This window comes from Pedobacter sp. TM02, from assembly GCF_059705275.1.
The window spans coordinates 3675691-3694705 of the sequence record NZ_AP046530.1 but is presented as its reverse complement, the minus strand read 5'-3'; the positions used below and the strand labels follow the sequence as shown (position 1 = coordinate 3694705).

Genomic DNA, 19015 nt, shown 5'->3' with positions numbered 1-19015 from the left:
CCATGAAGAACACCAGACTTTTCCTTTTGGCTTCGTTGCTCCTGTCGGGAACGGCCATGGCCCAGCAGCATATCACCCTGTCAGGCTATACCGGCCAGACGCAGATCAAGGCAACGGGAAGCATTACCCTTGCCGACGGGTTCCAGATCCCTTACGGCAGCAGCGTGCGCATCTTTACCGGTGCCAGCTTCCAGCTCTGCAACCCCTTGGCGTCTTCGCCGAGCGCGAACCAGAACTACGTGCTTTCGAGGGTATTCAAGATCGCCGGCGTAAACAGCACGAATATCAACGCCTCGCGCAGCGTATGCGAGGAGAACCAGGCCATCCAGTACCTCGACGGGCTGGGCAGGCCCCTGCAGACGGTAACCGTACAGGGGAGCCCAACCTTTGCCGACCTGGTGCAGCCCATGGCCTACGACGCCCTGGGGCGCGAAGCGGTCAAGTACCAGCCATACACGGTAGCCGGCAACGGCGGCGCCTACAGGCCGAGCGCCATAGCCGAGCAGCTGGGCTTCTATACAGGCCAGCCAAGCGGCTCAAGCATCAGAGCTACTGCGCAGCCCTTCTCGCAGGCCGTATTCGAGGCCAGCCCGCTGAACAGGGTGCTGGAGCAGGGCGCTCCGGGGGCGCCGTGGCAGCCCTACAATGCTTCCATAGCAGGTTCGGGCCATACGGCAAGGCCGGGCTACGCCATCAACGATGCTGCGGATGCGGTGAAGCTCTGGACGGTCAACGCCTCGGGCGCTGCTACAACAGCCAACTACCAGCCGGGCACGCTCTACAAGACCGTTTCCAAAGACGAGAACTGGACCAGCGGCAAGGCAGGCACTACCGAAGAGTTCAGGGACCTGGAGGGCAGGGTGGTGCTCAAAAAGGTCTGGGAAACGGAGAGCGCCGCGCTTTCCACCCAATACCTCTACGATGACATGGGCAGCCTGCGCTACGTGCTGCCACCAGCGGTAACAGCTAACAGCTTCACGGAGGCCGACGCCGTATTCAGGAACTACATCTACGGCTACCATTACGACGGCCGGAAGAGGATCATCGAAAAGAAGATCCCTGGAAAGGGCTGGGAGCACCTGGTCTACAACAAACTCGACCAGGTGGTGCTCACACAGGACAGCGTGCAGCGTGCCGGCAACAAATGGCTATTTACCAAATACGATGCCTTGGGCAGGGTAGTGATAACCGGAGTAGTGAGTAGTGCCTCCAGCCGGGCAGCCTGGCAGGGCATTGCAGATGCACAGGCCCAGCTCTGGGAACATCGGATCAGCGATGGAGCAACAGACTACAGCAACGATGCCATTCCCGTAGAAGGAGTGGATAGGTTTCTGGTTATTAATTACTACGACGATTATACCTTTCGGGACATGGGCGCGATCTTTCCCCCAAGCGGAACGGTAAGTCCGATGACCAGGGGGCTTCTTACTGGCACCAGGACCTGGCGTGGCGATGATGGGATAAACTCGGAATGGTCGCTGACCTACTATGACGGGGAGGGAAGGGTCAAGGAAACCGCAGCCCAGAATCATCTGGGCGGAACGGACAGGATCGTCAACAGCTACAGCTTTGCGGGCGAACTGGTTGCCAGTACCAGGACGCATACGTCCAGCCCGACCGGAACGCCGACAACGATCGCCACCCGCTACGAGTACGACCACATGGGCAGGAAGCTGGCCACGATGGAGGAGATCGACGGGCAGGGCGAGGTAACACTGGCCAAGCTCGACTACAACGAACTGGGCCAGCTGCGGCAGAAGAACCTGCACAGCACCGACGGCACCACGTTTCTGCAGCATACAAAATTCGCCTACAACGAGCGCGGCTGGCTGAAGAGCTCGGCTTCCAGCCAGTTCGGCATGGAGCTGCAGTACGAGGACGGCACGGCGCCGCAGTTCAACGGCAACATCTCGGGCCAGCTGTGGGGAGCGGGCTGCACGCTGCCGAATGTCTTTGCCTACGGCTACGACAGGCTGAACAGGCTGATAGAAGGGAAGACGACGGCGGGCGTGGCCATGGGCGAAACGCTGTCCTACGATGCGATGGGCAACATCGCTTCGCTGAGCAGGTTTGACGGCACCACGACCAAGACCGGAACCTACAGCTATGCCGGCAACCAGTTGACTGGTATTACGGGCGGGGCATTGGCTACGGGTAGCTATGCCTACGACGGCAACGGCAACGCCACCACAGACGGCAGGAACGGCGTAACGCTGGCCTACAACTACCTGAACCTGCCGGTAAGCGCGTCAAAAAGCGGACTGAGCCTGAGCTATGTCTACGACGCCACCGGAGCCAAGCTGAAGAAGGTGAACGGTACCACGGGCACGGCCACGGACTACGTAGACGGCATCCAGTACACAAACGGCACGATCGACTTCATCCAGACCGAGGAGGGGATTGCCCGCAGGGGCGGGGGCAGTTACAGCTACGAGTACAACCTGACGGACCACTTGGGCAACGTGCGGTATACCTTCAACAGGCACCCGGTTACGGGCCAGCTGCAGCCACTGCAGGCCGACGACTACTATGCCTTCGGAATGAGAAAGGTTGCAAGTCCAGGCAATAATAAATATCTTTACAATGGCAAGGAATTGCAGGAGGAACTGGAACACTACGACTACGGCGCGAGGTTCTATGATCCTGTAATTGCAAGGTGGAACGTGGTGGATAAGAAAGCAGAGCTATATTTTCAAATAACTCCCTTTGCATATGCCGCAAATACACCCGTAAACGCAATTGATCCAGACGGGCATTTAGTAATTTTTATTAACGGTCAACATGGAGGAAGTGGCGGTTCACCAGAATATTGGAGAAATGGAGGTAAAAATAAAAACATACATTTTGATATTGCTTTCAAAAAACATTTTTCAGAAGATAAAGCAATGTACCTCGATGGAGCGATAGGTGGATGGGAAAATACCTTAGCTACTAAAGGCAAATTGTTCCCATCAAATCTAAATGCAGAAGATAGGATAGCTATGGGACAAGCTGCGGGAATGAATGCCGTAGGAGATATAATTAGAAGTCTTGAAAGAACTAATGGAGTTATTACTGAAAGTATAAAAATTGTTGCACATAGTATGGGAGCCGCTTATGCAAAAGGATTTATAGCTGAGATTGTTCAATATGCTAAGGATCATCCGGAAGAGTGTCGAGGTTTAAGTATCACAGAATATGATTTTGCTGCATTTCAACAAAATAAGCTTTCAGCTGTCCCTAATGTGCCATTATTTCAATTTGATAATATGGGTGATATGGTGGTAAATAGTCTTTTTTCGTTTAAACTTGATAGTTGGTTTGCTACAGAAAAAGGAGCAGTAAAACACGAAAAAGATACCAACAGAAAGGGCGGGCACTCAATATTTGATTTTATTAATGTAATAGATAAACTATCTGAGGGAACTTATAAGTTTGTCGATGGTCAATTTATAAAGCAATAATCGATGAAGAAGATTAACTTTAGGAATCCATTTACAATATATTTGCTATGGCTAATAGCATTATTGTTGTATGCGATTATAGGTATTCCAGTGCTTAGTATAGGTTATTCCGATGGAGAACAAAGACCCTTGACATTGTTGTTTGGCTTGCCATATATAGCAATCTATGGGTTTTTCGCACTAAGCATTGTGACAATTTTTTTAAATTTTCAGTGGTTCAAAAAATATTGGTATTTAAACGCCTTAATATTTCTTTTCACATCAACCTTAATTGTAATAGATATAATCGAGCAAAAAGAAGTTGTATATGATTTTGGAGAGGAAAAGTTAGTTATTGGTGATAAAGAATTCATACAAGAAACAGAATATTTTTTAAATACTGATAAGATAAGAAGTCGGAAGTTCTTTTTGAATAATAAAAGAGATAGTACATGGTCTGTATATGATATAAACGGAAAATTGATTAGTAGAGAAGTCTATAAAAATGGGAAGCTTTTAAAAAAAGAAAAATTTGATGACTAAATAAATATCCAATATTTTGCTCCGTAGCTAAAGGGATGCCTCAGTCAATGATTTAACTATGCGTATTTAAAAGCAAAAGATTTGATGTAGTCTTAAGGTGTACTAACGATACAATTCATTTCGACATTAATTAAACATGATGCCATTCGATTTTATAGACGCTATAAATAGTCTACCAGAAGGAAATTATAAATTTATTAATGGAGAATTTGTAAAACAGTAAATTATGACAGAGTCTAAATGTTTAAATCCATACATTGTTTGGGTTAGTATCATCTTTGCTTTTTGTTTGCTTATTCCAATTATAAGTTCTAACTATGATGTTAGCGCACAGATTCCATTTGTTTTGGGAACCTATGCGTTCATCGCTTTAATTTCTGGTTTTTTTATAATTTCTTTTACTAAGATTTTTTTAATTAGAAAATCAAATCAGTCAGACAAGGTCATTGCATTTTTTACTGGGGCTATTGTTTTATTTTTTTTGATAAAAATATTTCCTCATTTAATATAGACTTTTCAATTCCATGATCTGTGGCGCACAAACTAGTGCAATTCTTGGTAGGTTCGAAAATACGCTTTGATAACTCACATCTTTAACCAGTCATTATTTTATCACTGTATTTTTCCCTACTTTAGCTTGAAATAATATTTTGAAATGAACGCACTGCTTCGCAAAAAAGTTAAGGCCTATACGCTCACCGAAATTTTGGTGGTATTGGTGATTATTGGAATCCTGGTTTTATTGGCTTTGCCCAATCTCATGCCCCTAATTACCAAGGCCAAAACTACTGAGGCCAAGCTGCAGTTAGAGCATTTGGCCAAATTGGAACAGAGCTATTTTTACGAACATTCGAGGTATACCACCGATTTGGCTGAACTGGGTTTTATCCAAGAGAAACTCTCTACCGACGGCAAAGATGGCAAGGCCAATTATAAAATCGAAATCGTATCGGCTAATAACAACAGCTTTGTAGCCAAGGCAACGGCTGTAGCCGATTTTGATGGCGATGGCACCTTTAACGTGTGGCAAATCGACCAGGATAAAAACCTGAAGGAAGTTACGCCGGATTAATGGAGATTTGAGACATTAGATCTGAGACATGAGGTCGATTATTCAGTCATTCAAAATTCAATCCTTCAAAATTACCTAGCCATGTTTATCCTGAAATTTGCGATTTGGATAGTTTTGTTGGCCATTGCCTGGCAGGATTTCAAGTTCAGGGCGGTATATTGGTGGCTGTTTGTATTGTTGATGGCTGGATTGTCGGCTTTAACGATTTTAGGAAGTTCCGCTAGTGCAATTGGAACTAATTTATTGCACAATGGCAGTTTTTTAGGGGTACAGTTGCTGTTTTTGACGCTCTACTTTTCAGTCAAGCAAAAAAGGCTGGTCAATATATTTGCTGATTATTTCGGATTGGGCGATTTGTTGTTTTTGCTAAGCATTACGGTTTACCTGCCTTTCCTCAATTACCTGTTCTTTTACCTGTTCAGTTTGCTGGCGGTGATTTTGGTGAGTATAGGAAGCAAGGCTTTGCGCAAAAATTCAAATCCAAAAATCCCTTTGGCTGGCGAACAGGCGGTGATGCTATTGGTGTTGATGCTAATTGATACGTTGAACAATAAAATAGATTTGACTAATGATTTATGGCTGACGGCTTATTTGATGTAGTCTGAACTATACCGGGCTACCTATTCTATGCGCCATATCAAGCCCTAGTAAGGACCATCAGATTGCTAAAATCCGACCTTGGCCTTTGCGATAGCACTATATTAACCCTAGCAAGAGCTTTAAAGCAAAGGGCGCAGTCGTGGCTTTTTTGGTTACTTTTTTCAGCTACAGGAAAAAAGTGACATTACGTGTCAAAAAAGATTAATTTTAGGAAATTTTCATCTATCATGAAACCGTCTGCCGATACTTTACACCTCATAAGCAAATCCATCGCTTTGCAATACCACGTGGTACCCAAAGGAATGGAGAACCAATCCCTGGAGCTGTTTTGTGATGAGGAAGATAGCCAATCTGCTTTGCTGGACGAACTGCAGATCATCCTCGATAAGCCCATTAAGCTTTACCCCATCACCAAGGCAGCAATCAGCCGTTTGTTGTCTACCCATTACCTGAGTGATACCGGTGCGCCCGAAAAAGAACTATCGAATATTTCGGCCAACGACGACTTCCTGACCACCTTGATTGAAGAAGCCCGAAAGCTCAAAAGCAGCGATATCCACATTGAAACCTTCGAGAAAAAGTCGCGGGTAAGGGTGCGTATCGATGGTATGATGATCGAACGTTATCAAATCAGCCGCGAAGATTATCCGGCGCTGGTCAACAAAATCAAGATCATGGCCAACTTGGATATTGCCGAAAAGCGCTTGCCCCAAGATGGACGTATCCATTACAAATCGGCCAAACAAAGTGCTTTTGATATCAGGGTTTCGGTATTGCCAACCCTGCACGGAGAAAAAATCGTATTGCGTTTGCTCAATAACTCGAGTACCGATATCGATTTGAATACTTTAGGCTTGAGCGATTTTGATATGGAAAATTACCTGCAAGGTATTCAAAGGCCCAACGGAATTATTTTAATTAGCGGCCCAACCGGTTCTGGTAAAACCACTACGCTATATGCCACGCTCAAATTGTTGAACAAAACCACGCGTAACGTGCTCACCATCGAAGATCCGATCGAGTATACGCTGGAAGGAATTAATCAGGTACAGCTGAAAGAAAGTATAGGCTTGGGCTTTGCTTCGGCATTGCGCACTTTTTTAAGACAGGATCCCGATGTCATCATGGTAGGCGAAATCCGCGATCCCGAAACCGCCAATATGGCCATCCGTGCGGCATTAACGGGCCATTTGGTGTTGTCTACCATCCACACCAATTCGGCTTGGGGTACCGTATCACGTTTGATGGATATGGGCATTCCTAGCTTTTTAGTGGCTAATACGCTCAATACTACGGTTGCGCAACGTTTGGTACGTTTGCTTTGCCCGCATTGCAAAGAGGAAACTGATTTTGATGCCAAAGCCTATCCAAAGCAGTTCAACGCTCCCTTTAGCTTAGAAAAGCAGTTTGTAGCCAAAGGCTGTGGGGAATGTTATTATACAGGCTACAAAGGCCGTAAGGCCGTTTATGAAGTTATTCCCGTTGATGCAGCATTAGCTTTTGAAATCAAACAAGGGAATATGTATATTGAACCACTTTTAAAAACCAAACAGATCAAAACACTTTCAGAAAATGCTTTCGAGTTGTTTGCCGAAGGGCAGACCTCGCTCGAAGAAATTTTCCCTTTATTGCTATCCATCTAAATGAAATACATCTACCATGTCCTCTTTCGCCTCTTCATCCTGCTTGCGCTTGTTGGTGCAGGCCTAAAAGGTTACGGACAAGACAACAAAGCCGAACGCCTGGCTCAGATCGAGAATCGCTTAAAGTCGCTTGCGGTAATGGTACCGGGACTTAACCAAAAAGTACAGCTTTCGATGTCGGGTGCTAATGCCCCAGAGTTTTTACGCGCCTTGGCCCAGGCCAATAACCTCAACATCAATGTAGATCCGCAGGTAAATTTTAAGGTTTATTACAATTTTGCCAATGAAACGGCCTTAAATGTACTGCTTTTTGTGGCTAAGGAATACGATCTTGATATCAACCTGGTCGGTTCCATCATGTCGATTACAAAAGTAGCCCCGACAAGAACCGTAGTGCCACCCAAAGAAATCAAGGTTACCTACAATTCAATAACCGACAATTTGGGCTTCGACCTGAACAATGATACCTTAAGTTTAGTGGCCAAAAAGATCGGTCAGCTTTCGCAGAAAAACGTAGTGGTGCCGGTTAACCTCTTGAGCAAAAAAGTTACCGCTTTTATTGCGGCCGCTCCATTTGAAACGGCGCTCGAAAAAATGGCTTATGCCAACGACCTGAAGCTGAACAAGACCAATGATAATGTTTATATCCTGCAACCTTTGGCCGAAGGAGAAGAACTTTATATCAATGAGGATAAATCCACAGCCGTAAAACGAAACAATAAACCTAATACGCCAGGAGGAGCGCAAGCCAATTACAACGTATCCGGCAGAAGGGATGCCAATGGAAGCAAACTCATTAATATTGATGCGGTAAACACGCCTATCCTCGACCTGATCAAATCGGCCTCTACTGAAGTAGGTGTCAATTATTTTATTTATTCCGATATTAAAGGGAGCATTACCACGCGTTTGAATAATATCAGCTTCGATAACTTTCTAACCGCTTTGTTGCAGGGAACAGAATATACCTATAAAAAAGAAGATGGCATTTACCTTATTGGCGATAGAAAACTGGAAGGCCTGCGTACCAGTCTGCGTGTCAAACTGGAACATCGTTCTTTAGATACTATCCAGATGATGATTCCATCAGAATGGAAGAAAGGTGTTGAGATCAAGGAGTTCAGGGAACAAAATACCATATTGCTTTCTGGCTCTGCCCCGCAAGTAAGGGAAATTGAGAATTTCATCAAACAGATAGACCGTACAGTACCTATGGTACTGATTGAAGTTACCTTGGTTGATGTGCGCAAAGGAAAAAGTGTAAAAACTGGTATTACGGCAGGCGTATCAGACAGTGTAAAAACCGGAGGGACGATTTTGCCAGGCATAGACTATACTTTTGGGTCCAATTCCATCAACAGTTTCTTGTCTAAGCTGGGCAATAACAATTCTGTCAATCTGGGCCGGGTAACGCCTAATTTTTATGTGAAGTTGAGCGCATTGGAGAACAACTCGAATGTTGAGGTAAGATCCGTGCCTAAACTGTCTACCTTAAACGGCCACGTAGCTAACCTGAGTATCGGTAGCAAAAGGTATTACAGGCTGCAAACACAAAATGTAGTCCCGTCGTTAAACGCACAAACCTTGATTACAGAACAGTATAAAGATGTGGATGCAAACTTGGAAATCGGCATCAAGCCCATAGTTTCTGGCGATGATCAGGTAACCTTGAACATTACGGTCAATATCTCAGATTTTATTGGCAATCCGCCTCAAAATCAGCCCCCGCCGCAATCAATCAGCAAGTTTACCTCGATCATCAGGGCCAAAAATGAAGACATGATTGTATTGGGTGGCTTAGAAAGGACAGAAAATAGTGAAAGCGGATCGGGCGTGCCTTTGTTGTCACGTATTCCGATTTTAAAGTGGTTGTTTAGCAGTCGTGAGAAATCAAATGCCAAAGTGGTTACGTTAGTCTTTATTAAACCTACCATTCTTTATTAAGATGTTGTTTGATGGTTTAAATACGGTTTTGGGTGTAGAGCTGCATAGCCTTGGCGACAATAGCTATAGTTGCCGGTTTTGCCAGCTTGCCAAAAAAGATAACGAACTGCATATCGAAAGCAACAAGGTGATAGAAGGCCCATTACATAAGGTATTAGAGAGCCTGCCTAAAAATTTCCCTGTGGCGCTGACACTGACAGGGCGAGGCATTATCCACAAGAATATGCAGGTGGCTACAGATACTTTGCCCGAGCAGGTGATCCAACAAGCTTTCCCGTCAATTGAGGTAAAGGATTTTTACGTACAGTCTTATGTTCAGGGTAACAATGCGCTAGGCAGCATTATCAGAAGGCAAGGCGTAGACGAATTGCTGGATAAGCTGGACAGGGCAGGACTGAAAGTGTTGATGTTGAGCCTTGGCGGTATCGTAACAGCACCCATTTGGCCACAGCTGAATATTTACAGTACAGAAATGCGCTTTGCCGGACATGGATTTGTGCTGACGGCCGAACGTCATTTTATGAGCTATAGTGCCGAAGCGGGTTTGAAGCACGATTTTCAGGTCAAAATAGAACAAGAGCTCATTCCCGAAGAAAATATATTAGCTTATGCCTCTGCTTTTCAACTGGTTTTGCACGAGAAGTTAACCCCGATTTTAGCCAATGTAGAAAGAGTAAATAGTGCTTTCTCCGATTTTTTGGGCAATGCCAGCCTGAAAAAGAAAGCGCTTATTTTCCTGTTCGGGCTTTTTGGGTTATTGCTCATCAGCTTTGGACTGTTTTCTTATTACAACCAGGAAAATGCCAAACTTGCCCAACAAGTAGGTGCGCAGACCGCAAGTGCGGACCAAACCGATTTGCTGCAAAAGAATATCGCGAGCAACGAATACTTGCTTAAACAGTTGCATTGGAACGGAGGCTACAATTATGGTTTCCTGCTCAATGAAATAGGCAAAAGTATGCCTAGGCAACTCAGCCTTCACGAAGTAGCGGTCAATGATTTTAAGACGGATGCAGAAAAAGCCGAAAGGCAGCCAAGCATTAAAATTCTTGGCTCAACAGATAACCTTACAGCGGTAAATAATTGGATTTTTGTACTCAAGGAAATGCCTTGGGTCAAATCGGCCAAACTGCTCAAATATCAGGAAGATCAAGAAACAACAGCTTATCAATTTAGCTTAATCATTACCTATTAGCCATGTGGAAGAACTTAAGCCATCAGAAAAAAAATGGGGTGCTCATGGCCGGCATGGTCGTATCGCTTTACATTGCCTATGTGTTTTCGTTGAAGCATACTTTCGAGGCAATGCGATTAAACAGCCAGCTTAAAAAAGAGCAAAATGCGGCTCAATCAGAAGACAGTGCTTTTCCGCAGGTGAGCCGAAAAAATGCATTCTACATCAATGCGCTAAAGTCGTATGCGGTTAAAAAAGAAGACCGCGAAAACCGCTTATGGCAAAGCGTTTCGGGCATGGCTTCCGCACAAAACGTGCAGGTTAATTTCAGCAGCAACACGCAGAGCGTAACCGATACTATCGCATTGAAGCAAGGAATGGTAGCCCAGCAATTTACCTTTAAAGGCAACTACTTTAATCTGGTTAAATTGCTGGATACTTTGAGCAAGAGTGCTGGAATTGGCAAAATTGCTGAATTGAAGCTGAGCGACAAGAAAGAACTCGGCGCAAAAGAAAAGACCGGGCAATTAACCCTCCTGCTGACCCTCAATGCCTTGGAGAAATAAACGGCGGAGTAAACGAGAGCCACATTCTTGTTTTTCGACTTATGATTAGTTTACGCATTTTTTTGCTAAAATGTCTCTAAAATCGACCTTAAAAATCCAGTTTTCTGAAACGTAATATCCTTTCAAAACGCACGTTCGTCCAGCATTTCGATGCGTTCGTCCTGCGAAAACCACTGTTGGGGAAAATATTTTTTTATGTCTCAAATTTATTTTAGCTTAACCGCAGATAACGGACTCAAAATTTAACCAGATTAACGTTCTACTTATGAAGACAAATCGTTTGCGCAGGGCATGCTGCTGCGCCTTAAGCTTTGCTTTTTTTAACCTGAATGCAAGTGCACAAAACCTGCTCGACATGCCAAACTGGACAGTAGGAACTGGTGGTTCGGGAGCTTTCATTGCCAATGGACAGGTCAGTGAAAATACCCGTTTTTGGGGCACAGGTCCGCAAGGGCAGCGTGCTATATTATGGGAAGGAAAGCCACAGGGAGATGGTTTTGCAGATGGTGGATTTGACCATACTTATTTTGCTATTGATCATACCAAGATGTATCGTTTTTCCATTTGGCTCAAGAAAACGAATTCAACAAACGGCACAAGTTATCTTGGAACGCAAGATGTAAATGACTTGAACGGTGTTCCCAACACCAATCCTTATTTCTGGTATGGCGATTTACCTGAATTGAACAAATGGTATTTGGTGGTTGGCTATGTGCACGGCAGTGGTGATGCATCTACAACAAGCTACGGTGCTATTTACGATGGTACTACAGGGATCAGAGCGGTAGATATCACCGATTTCAAATTTGCGGTAGGTACCACCACCACCAACATAAGGTCTTATCTTTATTATGATACCGATGTCAATGACCGTCAATACTTTTACGCCCCTCGCGTAGAAGTGGTAGATGGTAACGAACCCACAATTGCTGCCTTGTTGGGGCTTTCAGGCGTAACACCAAACCAAGGCTATTTTTCTGGAAATGTAGGTGTTAAAACACAAACGCCTGGTAGTTACGAACTGGCTGTAAACGGCAAGATCCGCGCCAAGGAAATCAAGGTGGAAACTGCCAAATGGCCAGATTATGTTTTTGAAGAAGGTTACAAGGTTGGAACGTTGGAAGAGTTGGAAAGTTACATCAAGGCCAACAAACATCTGCCTGAGATGCCAAACGCTAAAGAGCTTGAAAGCAATGGCCTCAAAGTGGGCGAAATGCTCAAACTTCAACAGCAAAAAATAGAGGAGTTAACGCTTCAGCTGATTGAAATGAACAAGAGGCTTAATAATCAGCAAAAAGAAATTAAACGATTAAAAACCACAAAACTTACGAGCAAGAGATGAAAAAAATCTACATGTTTTTACTAGGCTGTTTATTATGGACAGTAAGTAGTGCGCAAAATACGCCAGTCTTTGACGGCAAACAAATGATCAATGTGGCAAAGGTTGCGCCATGGAATTTCGCGTCCCGTCCAGCTGGCTGGTATAGAATAGCCAAGTGCAGTAGTCCACTAAGAGGAAATGCAACATTTGAACTTCGTGAAGATGCTGATCATTCGACGCTAAGATTCCAGGTTGGTGTAAGTTATAATAGTAATGGTGCATCGTCTTTAACAATTACAAGTCACAGCTATTATTATGCACCAACTTTTACCAAATTAAGATTGCTTACTGGTTCTACCTATTATGAAACCTATTTAGAAGTATATGTAGACCCACATAATAATGATGGGAGTGCCTTTAATGCTTACCTCATCAATTCAATGGCTAATGGCGATTGGGCATTACTAAATTGGGAAAATGGTGTAATACCTTCCGGATATAATAGCTCAGAATTCGATGCTAATCAGTTGTTTACGGTTGCTAATATTACGCAGGGAAATATCATGTCAGTGGGAAGAAACGGCAACGTTGGCATCGGTACCACCACACCCAACGAAAAACTGGCTGTAAACGGTAAAATCCGTGCCAAGGAAATCAAGGTGGAAACTGCCAACTGGCCAGACTATGTTTTTGAAGAAGGCTATAAGGTTGGAACGTTGGAAGAATTGGAAAGTTATATCAAGGCCAACAAACATCTGCCTGAGATGCCGAGTGCCAAAGAAGTGGAGGCGAACGGGGTGGCATTAGGTGAAATGGTTAAGCTGCAGCAAAAGAAGATTGAGGAATTGACATTGTTGCTCATCGAACAAAATAAACAATTACAAGACCTGGCAGAAAAGAATAAAGAGCTTGTCGTAGAAAAGACCAAAAATCTACAGCAAGAAGAAAGAATTGCTAAGTTGGAGGCATTTATGAAAATAAAAAAATAAGATGAAAAAATATATAATCACCATGCTGGTTTTCTTATCGGCTAAAACTTTGATGGCGCAAACCAATATATTAACTGTTCAGGATACAAGAGCCGTTGCAACGGTTCCCAATTCTTATTCTCAATCTGTTGAGTCGCATTTTAAATCGGGCGCTATCTTAGGTTTGCCCAATACCTATTATACGGTCCTTGGTATAAGGGGTTGGGCTGACGATTCTGGTGGCAAAGCCAATGAATTGACTTTTTCTGACGAGGGAGACGTGTACATCCGGTCGGGTTATACGGGTACAGGATGGGGGAGTTGGAGGTCGTTATTGGTAAGCAATGATAATGGGAATTTTGGAATTGGTCTAAGCACACCCAGCGAAAAACTTACGATTAATGGCAATGTTAAACTCTCGAATCCACTAACTGGTTACCTGATCAATTATGCTTCCTTGTCTGAGAGTTACGGTGGTGCCTCAACCATTTTGGGCAACAACGTGATGTCTGGCTCGGGAACGAATACAGTAAAGAAAACGGCCAATCCCTATGATGCAGGTTCTTTTGTATCTCTAAACTATTATTATGGCATCACATTTCATACGGGTATAAATGGAGCCTTAAATGTGGATCAGCCCGTAGTCGACAGCGAGAAAATGCGGATTACCCAAAGTGGCAATGTAGGTATCGGTACCACCGCTCCAAACGAAAAACTATCCGTCAACGGCAAGATCCGGGCCAAGGAAATCAAGGTGGAAACCGCCAACTGGCCGGACTACGTTTTTGAAGAAGATTATAAAGTTGGAACGCTGCAAGCGTTGGAAAGTTACATCAAGGCTAACAAGCGCCTGCCCGAAATGCCGAGTGCCAAACAAGTTGAGGCCAATGGTGTTGAACTTGGCGAGATGATGAAATTGCAACAAAAAAAGATTGAAGAACTGACCCTTTATCTTATAGCGCAAAACAAGCAACACCAAGATTTGCTGAAACAAGTCAAACTTCAACAGCTGGAAATCGAAAAATTAAAAACTTCTAAAGGAAAATAGGATGAAAAGGATAACTGCGATTATGATGATGCTTGTTGGTACTTTTTGTGTTCCAAAAGCAAGTGGCCAAGATTATTCTTTTAAATGGAATGGATCAACAGAAATTTTTGCCAATGGGGTATCTAATCTCGTGTCTTACATCGATTTTGGGGATGCGCGACTTTGGGGCTATGTAGAAATTACATTGACGCATGGATATAATTTTCAGAATACCACTGGGATGTATGGAAAACGCTTTAATATAGGAAGAAACTCCGATGCTCCTATGTATTCAAATACTTCTGAGGTGTTTGCCGCTTTGGGCCCAGTTGCCAATCAATGGAAATTAGGGGAGTTTGAAGTAAACTCGGCTAATCATCTGGTTCTACCGATTTATCATTTGGCTAATACCGGGAATCTAATCAATGTGAATATTACTGGAATTTCGGTTGTAGCCTATGATGTTGCTAATATACAATTGACAACGCCTCAAGTATTGGCAAATACGCAATCGAGAGATTATCAGTTTTCAATAGGACCGGTGGCCATAGGCACAAATAAAATCGATTCGGATACGAAATTAACAGTGGGTGGTAAGGTTACAGCTCGAGAGATAAAAGTAAGCGTAGGTGCTGGTGCCGACTTTGTTTTCGAACCCGATTATAAGAATATGAGCATAACTGAATTGGAAGTGTATCTGAAACAACACAAGCACCTTCCTGAAATTCCTGCTGCGGCAGAGATGCAGAAATCCGGATTGGAAATGGGTGCCTTTCAAATCAAACTGCTCCAAAAGATAGAAGAATTGACCCTGCACCTCATCGAAAAAGATAAGGAATTGCAGCAGCAAAGGTCGCGGATAACGAAACTGGAAGAAATGGTTAAACAGATCTTAGAAAAAACAACAAAATGATAAATAGAAAGATATTAGGGCTTTGTTTAGCTCTATTGCAATTAAAGCAACAGAAAACGGCAACATAGGCATTGGCCACTGCTACTCCAAACGAAAAATTGGCTGTAAACGGCAAAGTCAGCGCGAAAGAGATCAGGGTGGAAACTGCCAACTGGCCGGACTACGTTTTTGATGAAGGTTATAAGGTTGGAACGTTGGAAGAATTGGAAAGTTTCATCAAGGCTAACAAGCATTTGCCTGAGATGCCGAGTGCCAAAGAAGTAGAGACGAACGGTGTGGCATTAGGTGAAATGGTCAAGCTGCAGCAAAAGAAGATCGAGGAACTGACACTATATCTGATTGAAAAAGATAAAGAGCTATTTAACGAAAGAGAGAAAAATAAGGCTCAGGACAAAGAAATTGAAGAGCTGATCAAATTAGTCAATGCAATCAACCACAAAATAAAATCGAAAAAATAGCATATGAAATACCTGTATTTAATCATCGCATTATTTTTTATAAATACGGTGCATGCTCAAAATTACCCTAATCTTGTAAACTATAATTTTAATGATACACCAACTCACGGAATAAAAATTATTACCAATTTGCCTTTTTTAACAAGTAGTCAAATGCCAACGATTAGCATTAAAGGCTATGATTATGCAAATTCTCAGGTAATAGACCTAACCTTGGCCTACTATATCTATTTTTCAGGCGCCTCTAATGATCCAAATAATTTCTACTTTCATTCGGCTACTATTGCCTCTTCTGGAAGTTACACGCCTAGGGTTTTATTGTCAAATGAAAGTGGCAGGGTTGTGATTTTCATCGATGATAAATCATATTATAATCGCTTCACCGTAAGTGCATATGCGCAAGGGATTCTAGAAACTAGCGCTTGGTTTCAAGGTTGGGTTGCTATTGACGAAGCTTTGGCGACAAGTAATAAAACCATAGAGATCCCATATAAAAATAAGTTTAAAGGAACCGTGATGATGCCAGAAAATGGTATCTGGAATGCACAGGGCAATGTTGGTATCGGTACCACCACGCCAAACGAAAGGCTTGCCGTAAACGGCAAGATCCGCGCCAAGGAGATCAAGGTGGAAACCGCCAACTGGCCGGATTATGTGTTTGAGGAAGGCTATAATGTTGGAACGTTGCAAGAGTTGGAAAGTTACATAAAGGCTAACAAGCATTTGCCTGAGATGCCGAGTGCGAAGGAAGTAGAAGCCAATGGCGTAGAATTGGGTGAAATGGTGAAACTGCAACAAAAGAAGATCGAAGAACTAACACTTCATTTGATCGAAAAGGATAAAGAGCTTCGAAAGGAAAAAGAAAAAAATGGCGCTTTAGATGACCGGGTTACGAACCTGGAGTTTCTTATGAAAAAATTACTTAAACAAAACTAATTTCAAATGAAAAGGATAATGGTTCTGGGCGTATTGTTTTCAATGGCCTACGTCTCAAAAGCACAGGAAACATTGCAAACAGTGACAGAAAGAGGCTATACAACAACAAAAAATGTAGAAAATGCAATAGTGGTTCAAGAAGGTACTTCAGGGAACCACTTGCAATTATATCAGCAGGCTGGTCCCAGTTATTTGGTAGCAGGAAATGCAAACGGAGTGGCAACCCAAAGATTGGCTATCTACGCGGGGGGTGGAGAAAGACTGAGTGTTTTAGCCAATGGAAATATAGGTGTCGGTATCGCTAATCCTTTAGATAAATTGCATATCAATGGGATTTTACGTTGGGGCAATGAAACTTCTAAATCAATTTATTCTGGAATCGACGCCATTGGTGCATTCATAGAGCAGGTTGGGCAAAATGTTGCGGAAAGCAAAATTCGCTTCCAGACCTCGCGGTCAGGAGATATGGCAAATTATACGCGCTTAATGATAAACCCAGAAAAAGGGTTTCTATTTGAAAACATTGGTAATGGAAATGGCAATGTGGGGATTGGTGTGGCCTCGCCTAGCGAAAAGCTTACTGTAAACGGAAATATTAATATTTTCGACCCAACCGGTGGGGCCTACCTAGGTTTCGGCACCGCAAATAATAACGAGTATAATACAATCGGGAGCATGTATGCTTCTGCCGGATTAGTTTTGGCTCACGGATTAAAACCACATTCTGCATCGGAGCAATTGGTTTATTCTCATGGCAATATGGCCAGAAGCGCCATTGTGTTGGGAAGGGGCTTTAGTGAAGGAGGGATTAAATTCTATACAAAAAATGCAAGTTCGGAAACCATCGGAGCAACATTTTTAGGTGAGCCAACCATGCAGATTACTGATAATGGAAATGTAGGTATCGGCACCACTACGCCAAACGAAAAGCTGTCCGTAAACGGCAAGATCCGCGCCAAGGAAATCAAGGTGGAAACTGCCAATTGGCCAGACTATGTCTTTGAAGAAGGTTATAAAGTTGGAACGTTGCAAGAGTTGGAAAGTTACATCAAGACGAATAAACGTTTGCCCGAAATGCCGAGTGCCAAGGAAGTGGAAGCCAACGGTGTTGAGCTGGGTGAGATGATGAAATTGCAACAAAAAAAGATTGAAGAACTGACTTTGTACCTCATCGAAAAAGATAAAGAATTGACTAAAAACAAAGAACTTGTCAAATGCCAAAATGAAAAGCTTCAAAACTTGGAAGAAAGGCAAGAAAGGCTGGAAGCGCTATTGAGAAAACTGACTAAAAAAAACAATTGATATGAAAAGAATATTTGGACTACTTTTAGCGACGGCTCCTTTGTTTAGCCTCGCCCAAGATTTACAGACCGTCACGCAGAATGGAAATACGACCACGCTGGGCATTAACGTGGGCGGCAATGTAGGCATCGGTACCACTATCCCTACACAAAAATTAACTTTAAACGGCAACCTTGGTTTTTCTGGTGATAACGTCAATAGATATATCATTACAGACGCAACGTATACTGGCACGGGGAAAGTGACCATGCAGGCCGGAGCGGGTTCTGCCGGTTTTGGTGGTGGAATCAATTTATATGGTCACGCCAATACTGCAAAGCCAGGTTGGGTGGTAGCTGGTATATCAGCCAGTGCAGGTGCCACAGGAACCAATACGGAAGGACGATTTACAGTAAACGATCAAGGGCTTGGTGACGGAGTTGATTTATTTACCGTGCTCAGGTCAGGAAATGTGGGTATTGGTACAACTAGCCCAAGAGCTAAATTGGACATTTCAGGAAATATGCTGTTGCAATCGGCTTTACATAATTCATCACCCAGGCCCCCTCTTTCCAATCAACCTATTGGTGGGGAAATAAGGTCATACAGTCAACTTGGATACGGCGCTGATGACGGGTTGTTAAGATTAAGTGCGGGAGCAGGAACAACATCAGGTATAATGTCATACATTGATATTAGTTCATATTCGACTATTCCAGATATGAATCAAAATATAGTCTTTGGTACTGCTGGAGAGGAAAAAATGCGGATTACCCAAAGTGGCAATGTTGGTATCGGTACCACCACACCCAACGAAAAACTAGCCGTAAACGGCAAGATCCGTGCCAAAGAAATCAAGGTTGAATCCGCCAATTGGCCAGACTACGTTTTTGAAGAAGGTTACAAGGTTGGAACGTTGGAAGCATTGGAAGGCTACATCAAAGCGAATAAGCGCCTGCCCGAAATGCCAAGTGCCAAGGAAGTTGAGACGAACGGGGTGGAATTAGGAGAAATGAATAAACTGTTGCTTAAAAAAGTTGAAGAGCTTACCTTATTGCTCATCGAGCAAAACAAAAAGAACGAAAAACAAGAACAGGCTATCGATGAATTGAGGAAAGAATTAGAAAAAGTAAAAAGTAAAAAGTAA

Annotated in this window: 16 protein-coding genes; all 16 read left to right on the top strand. The window is 43.5% G+C overall.

Features of this window, described 5'->3' with window-relative positions; all coding sequences use genetic code 11:
* Window positions 1-2: 2 nt before the first annotated feature.
* Window positions 3-3443: a DUF6443 domain-containing protein gene (locus AC6H1S_RS15830; protein ID WP_497564239.1), complete on the top strand. Its 3441-nt coding sequence runs from the start codon at window positions 3-5 to the stop codon at window positions 3441-3443.
* Window positions 3444-3446: 3 nt separating this feature from the next.
* Window positions 3447-3965: a hypothetical protein gene (locus AC6H1S_RS15825; RefSeq protein ID WP_497564238.1), complete on the top strand. Its 519-nt coding sequence runs from the start codon at window positions 3447-3449 to the stop codon at window positions 3963-3965.
* A 655-nt stretch (window positions 3966-4620) separates the two neighbouring features.
* Window positions 4621-5037, top strand: coding sequence for a type IV pilin protein (locus AC6H1S_RS15820; protein ID WP_330108220.1), 417 nt, complete (start codon window positions 4621-4623; stop codon window positions 5035-5037).
* Between the two features lie 81 nt (window positions 5038-5118).
* A complete protein-coding gene (locus AC6H1S_RS15815; protein WP_497564237.1) occupies window positions 5119-5637 on the top strand; it encodes a hypothetical protein in 519 nt (172 codons plus the stop codon).
* Between the two features lie 227 nt (window positions 5638-5864).
* A complete protein-coding gene (locus AC6H1S_RS15810) occupies window positions 5865-7280 on the top strand; it encodes a GspE/PulE family protein (RefSeq protein ID WP_497564236.1) in 1416 nt (471 codons plus the stop codon).
* Window positions 7281-9224: a secretin GspD/PilQ domain-containing protein gene (locus AC6H1S_RS15805; protein WP_497564235.1), complete on the top strand. Its 1944-nt coding sequence runs from the start codon at window positions 7281-7283 to the stop codon at window positions 9222-9224.
* A gap of 1 nt (window position 9225) precedes the next feature.
* Window positions 9226-10419, top strand: a complete 1194-nt coding sequence (locus AC6H1S_RS15800; RefSeq protein WP_497564234.1) for a hypothetical protein — start codon at window positions 9226-9228, stop codon at window positions 10417-10419.
* A gap of 2 nt (window positions 10420-10421) precedes the next feature.
* Window positions 10422-10964, top strand: a complete 543-nt coding sequence (locus tag AC6H1S_RS15795) for a hypothetical protein (protein ID WP_497564233.1) — start codon at window positions 10422-10424, stop codon at window positions 10962-10964.
* 265 nt (window positions 10965-11229) lie between these two features.
* A complete protein-coding gene (locus AC6H1S_RS15790; RefSeq protein WP_497564232.1) occupies window positions 11230-12306 on the top strand; it encodes a hypothetical protein in 1077 nt (358 codons plus the stop codon).
* A complete protein-coding gene (locus AC6H1S_RS15785) occupies window positions 12303-13274 on the top strand; it encodes a hypothetical protein (RefSeq protein ID WP_497564231.1) in 972 nt (323 codons plus the stop codon). The genes AC6H1S_RS15790 and AC6H1S_RS15785 overlap by 4 nt, the downstream gene beginning before the upstream one ends.
* Before the next feature lies 1 nt (window position 13275).
* Window positions 13276-14301 (top strand): hypothetical protein, encoded by a 1026-nt coding sequence (locus AC6H1S_RS15780; RefSeq protein ID WP_497564230.1) that lies wholly within the window; start codon window positions 13276-13278, stop codon window positions 14299-14301.
* A gap of 1 nt (window position 14302) precedes the next feature.
* A complete protein-coding gene (locus AC6H1S_RS15775; protein WP_497564229.1) occupies window positions 14303-15193 on the top strand; it encodes a hypothetical protein in 891 nt (296 codons plus the stop codon).
* 71 nt (window positions 15194-15264) lie between these two features.
* Window positions 15265-15651, top strand: coding sequence for a hypothetical protein (locus tag AC6H1S_RS15770; protein ID WP_497564228.1), 387 nt, complete (start codon window positions 15265-15267; stop codon window positions 15649-15651).
* Window positions 15652-15654: 3 nt separating this feature from the next.
* Entirely contained in the window at window positions 15655-16587 is a 933-nt protein-coding gene (locus AC6H1S_RS15765; RefSeq protein ID WP_497564227.1) for a hypothetical protein, read from the top strand.
* 6 nt (window positions 16588-16593) lie between these two features.
* The gene (locus tag AC6H1S_RS15760; protein WP_497564226.1) at window positions 16594-17889 is read left to right on the top strand and encodes a hypothetical protein; all 1296 of its coding nucleotides are present in this window, start codon (window positions 16594-16596) and stop codon (window positions 17887-17889) included.
* 1 nt (window position 17890) lies between these two features.
* Complete coding sequence (locus tag AC6H1S_RS15755) at window positions 17891-19015, top strand: hypothetical protein (protein WP_497564225.1); 1125 nt, start codon at window positions 17891-17893, stop codon at window positions 19013-19015.

Excerpts from the sequence above, each read along its gene's own strand:
- AC6H1S_RS15830 (WP_497564239.1), top strand. The coding sequence starts at position 3 with ATGAAGAACACCAGACTTTTCCTTTTGGCTTCGTTGCTCCTGTCGGGA.
- AC6H1S_RS15825 (WP_497564238.1), top strand. The coding sequence starts at position 3,447 with ATGAAGAAGATTAACTTTAGGAATCCATTTACAATATATTTGCTATGG.
- AC6H1S_RS15820 (WP_330108220.1), top strand. The coding sequence starts at position 4,621 with ATGAACGCACTGCTTCGCAAAAAAGTTAAGGCCTATACGCTCACCGAA.
- AC6H1S_RS15815 (WP_497564237.1), top strand. The coding sequence starts at position 5,119 with ATGTTTATCCTGAAATTTGCGATTTGGATAGTTTTGTTGGCCATTGCC.
- AC6H1S_RS15810 (WP_497564236.1), top strand. The coding sequence starts at position 5,865 with ATGAAACCGTCTGCCGATACTTTACACCTCATAAGCAAATCCATCGCT.
- AC6H1S_RS15805 (WP_497564235.1), top strand. The coding sequence starts at position 7,281 with ATGAAATACATCTACCATGTCCTCTTTCGCCTCTTCATCCTGCTTGCG.
- AC6H1S_RS15800 (WP_497564234.1), top strand. The coding sequence starts at position 9,226 with ATGTTGTTTGATGGTTTAAATACGGTTTTGGGTGTAGAGCTGCATAGC.
- AC6H1S_RS15795 (WP_497564233.1), top strand. The coding sequence starts at position 10,422 with ATGTGGAAGAACTTAAGCCATCAGAAAAAAAATGGGGTGCTCATGGCC.
- AC6H1S_RS15790 (WP_497564232.1), top strand. The coding sequence starts at position 11,230 with ATGAAGACAAATCGTTTGCGCAGGGCATGCTGCTGCGCCTTAAGCTTT.
- AC6H1S_RS15785 (WP_497564231.1), top strand. The coding sequence starts at position 12,303 with ATGAAAAAAATCTACATGTTTTTACTAGGCTGTTTATTATGGACAGTA.
- AC6H1S_RS15780 (WP_497564230.1), top strand. The coding sequence starts at position 13,276 with ATGAAAAAATATATAATCACCATGCTGGTTTTCTTATCGGCTAAAACT.
- AC6H1S_RS15775 (WP_497564229.1), top strand. The coding sequence starts at position 14,303 with ATGAAAAGGATAACTGCGATTATGATGATGCTTGTTGGTACTTTTTGT.
- AC6H1S_RS15765 (WP_497564227.1), top strand. The coding sequence starts at position 15,655 with ATGAAATACCTGTATTTAATCATCGCATTATTTTTTATAAATACGGTG.
- AC6H1S_RS15760 (WP_497564226.1), top strand. The coding sequence starts at position 16,594 with ATGAAAAGGATAATGGTTCTGGGCGTATTGTTTTCAATGGCCTACGTC.
- AC6H1S_RS15755 (WP_497564225.1), top strand. The coding sequence starts at position 17,891 with ATGAAAAGAATATTTGGACTACTTTTAGCGACGGCTCCTTTGTTTAGC.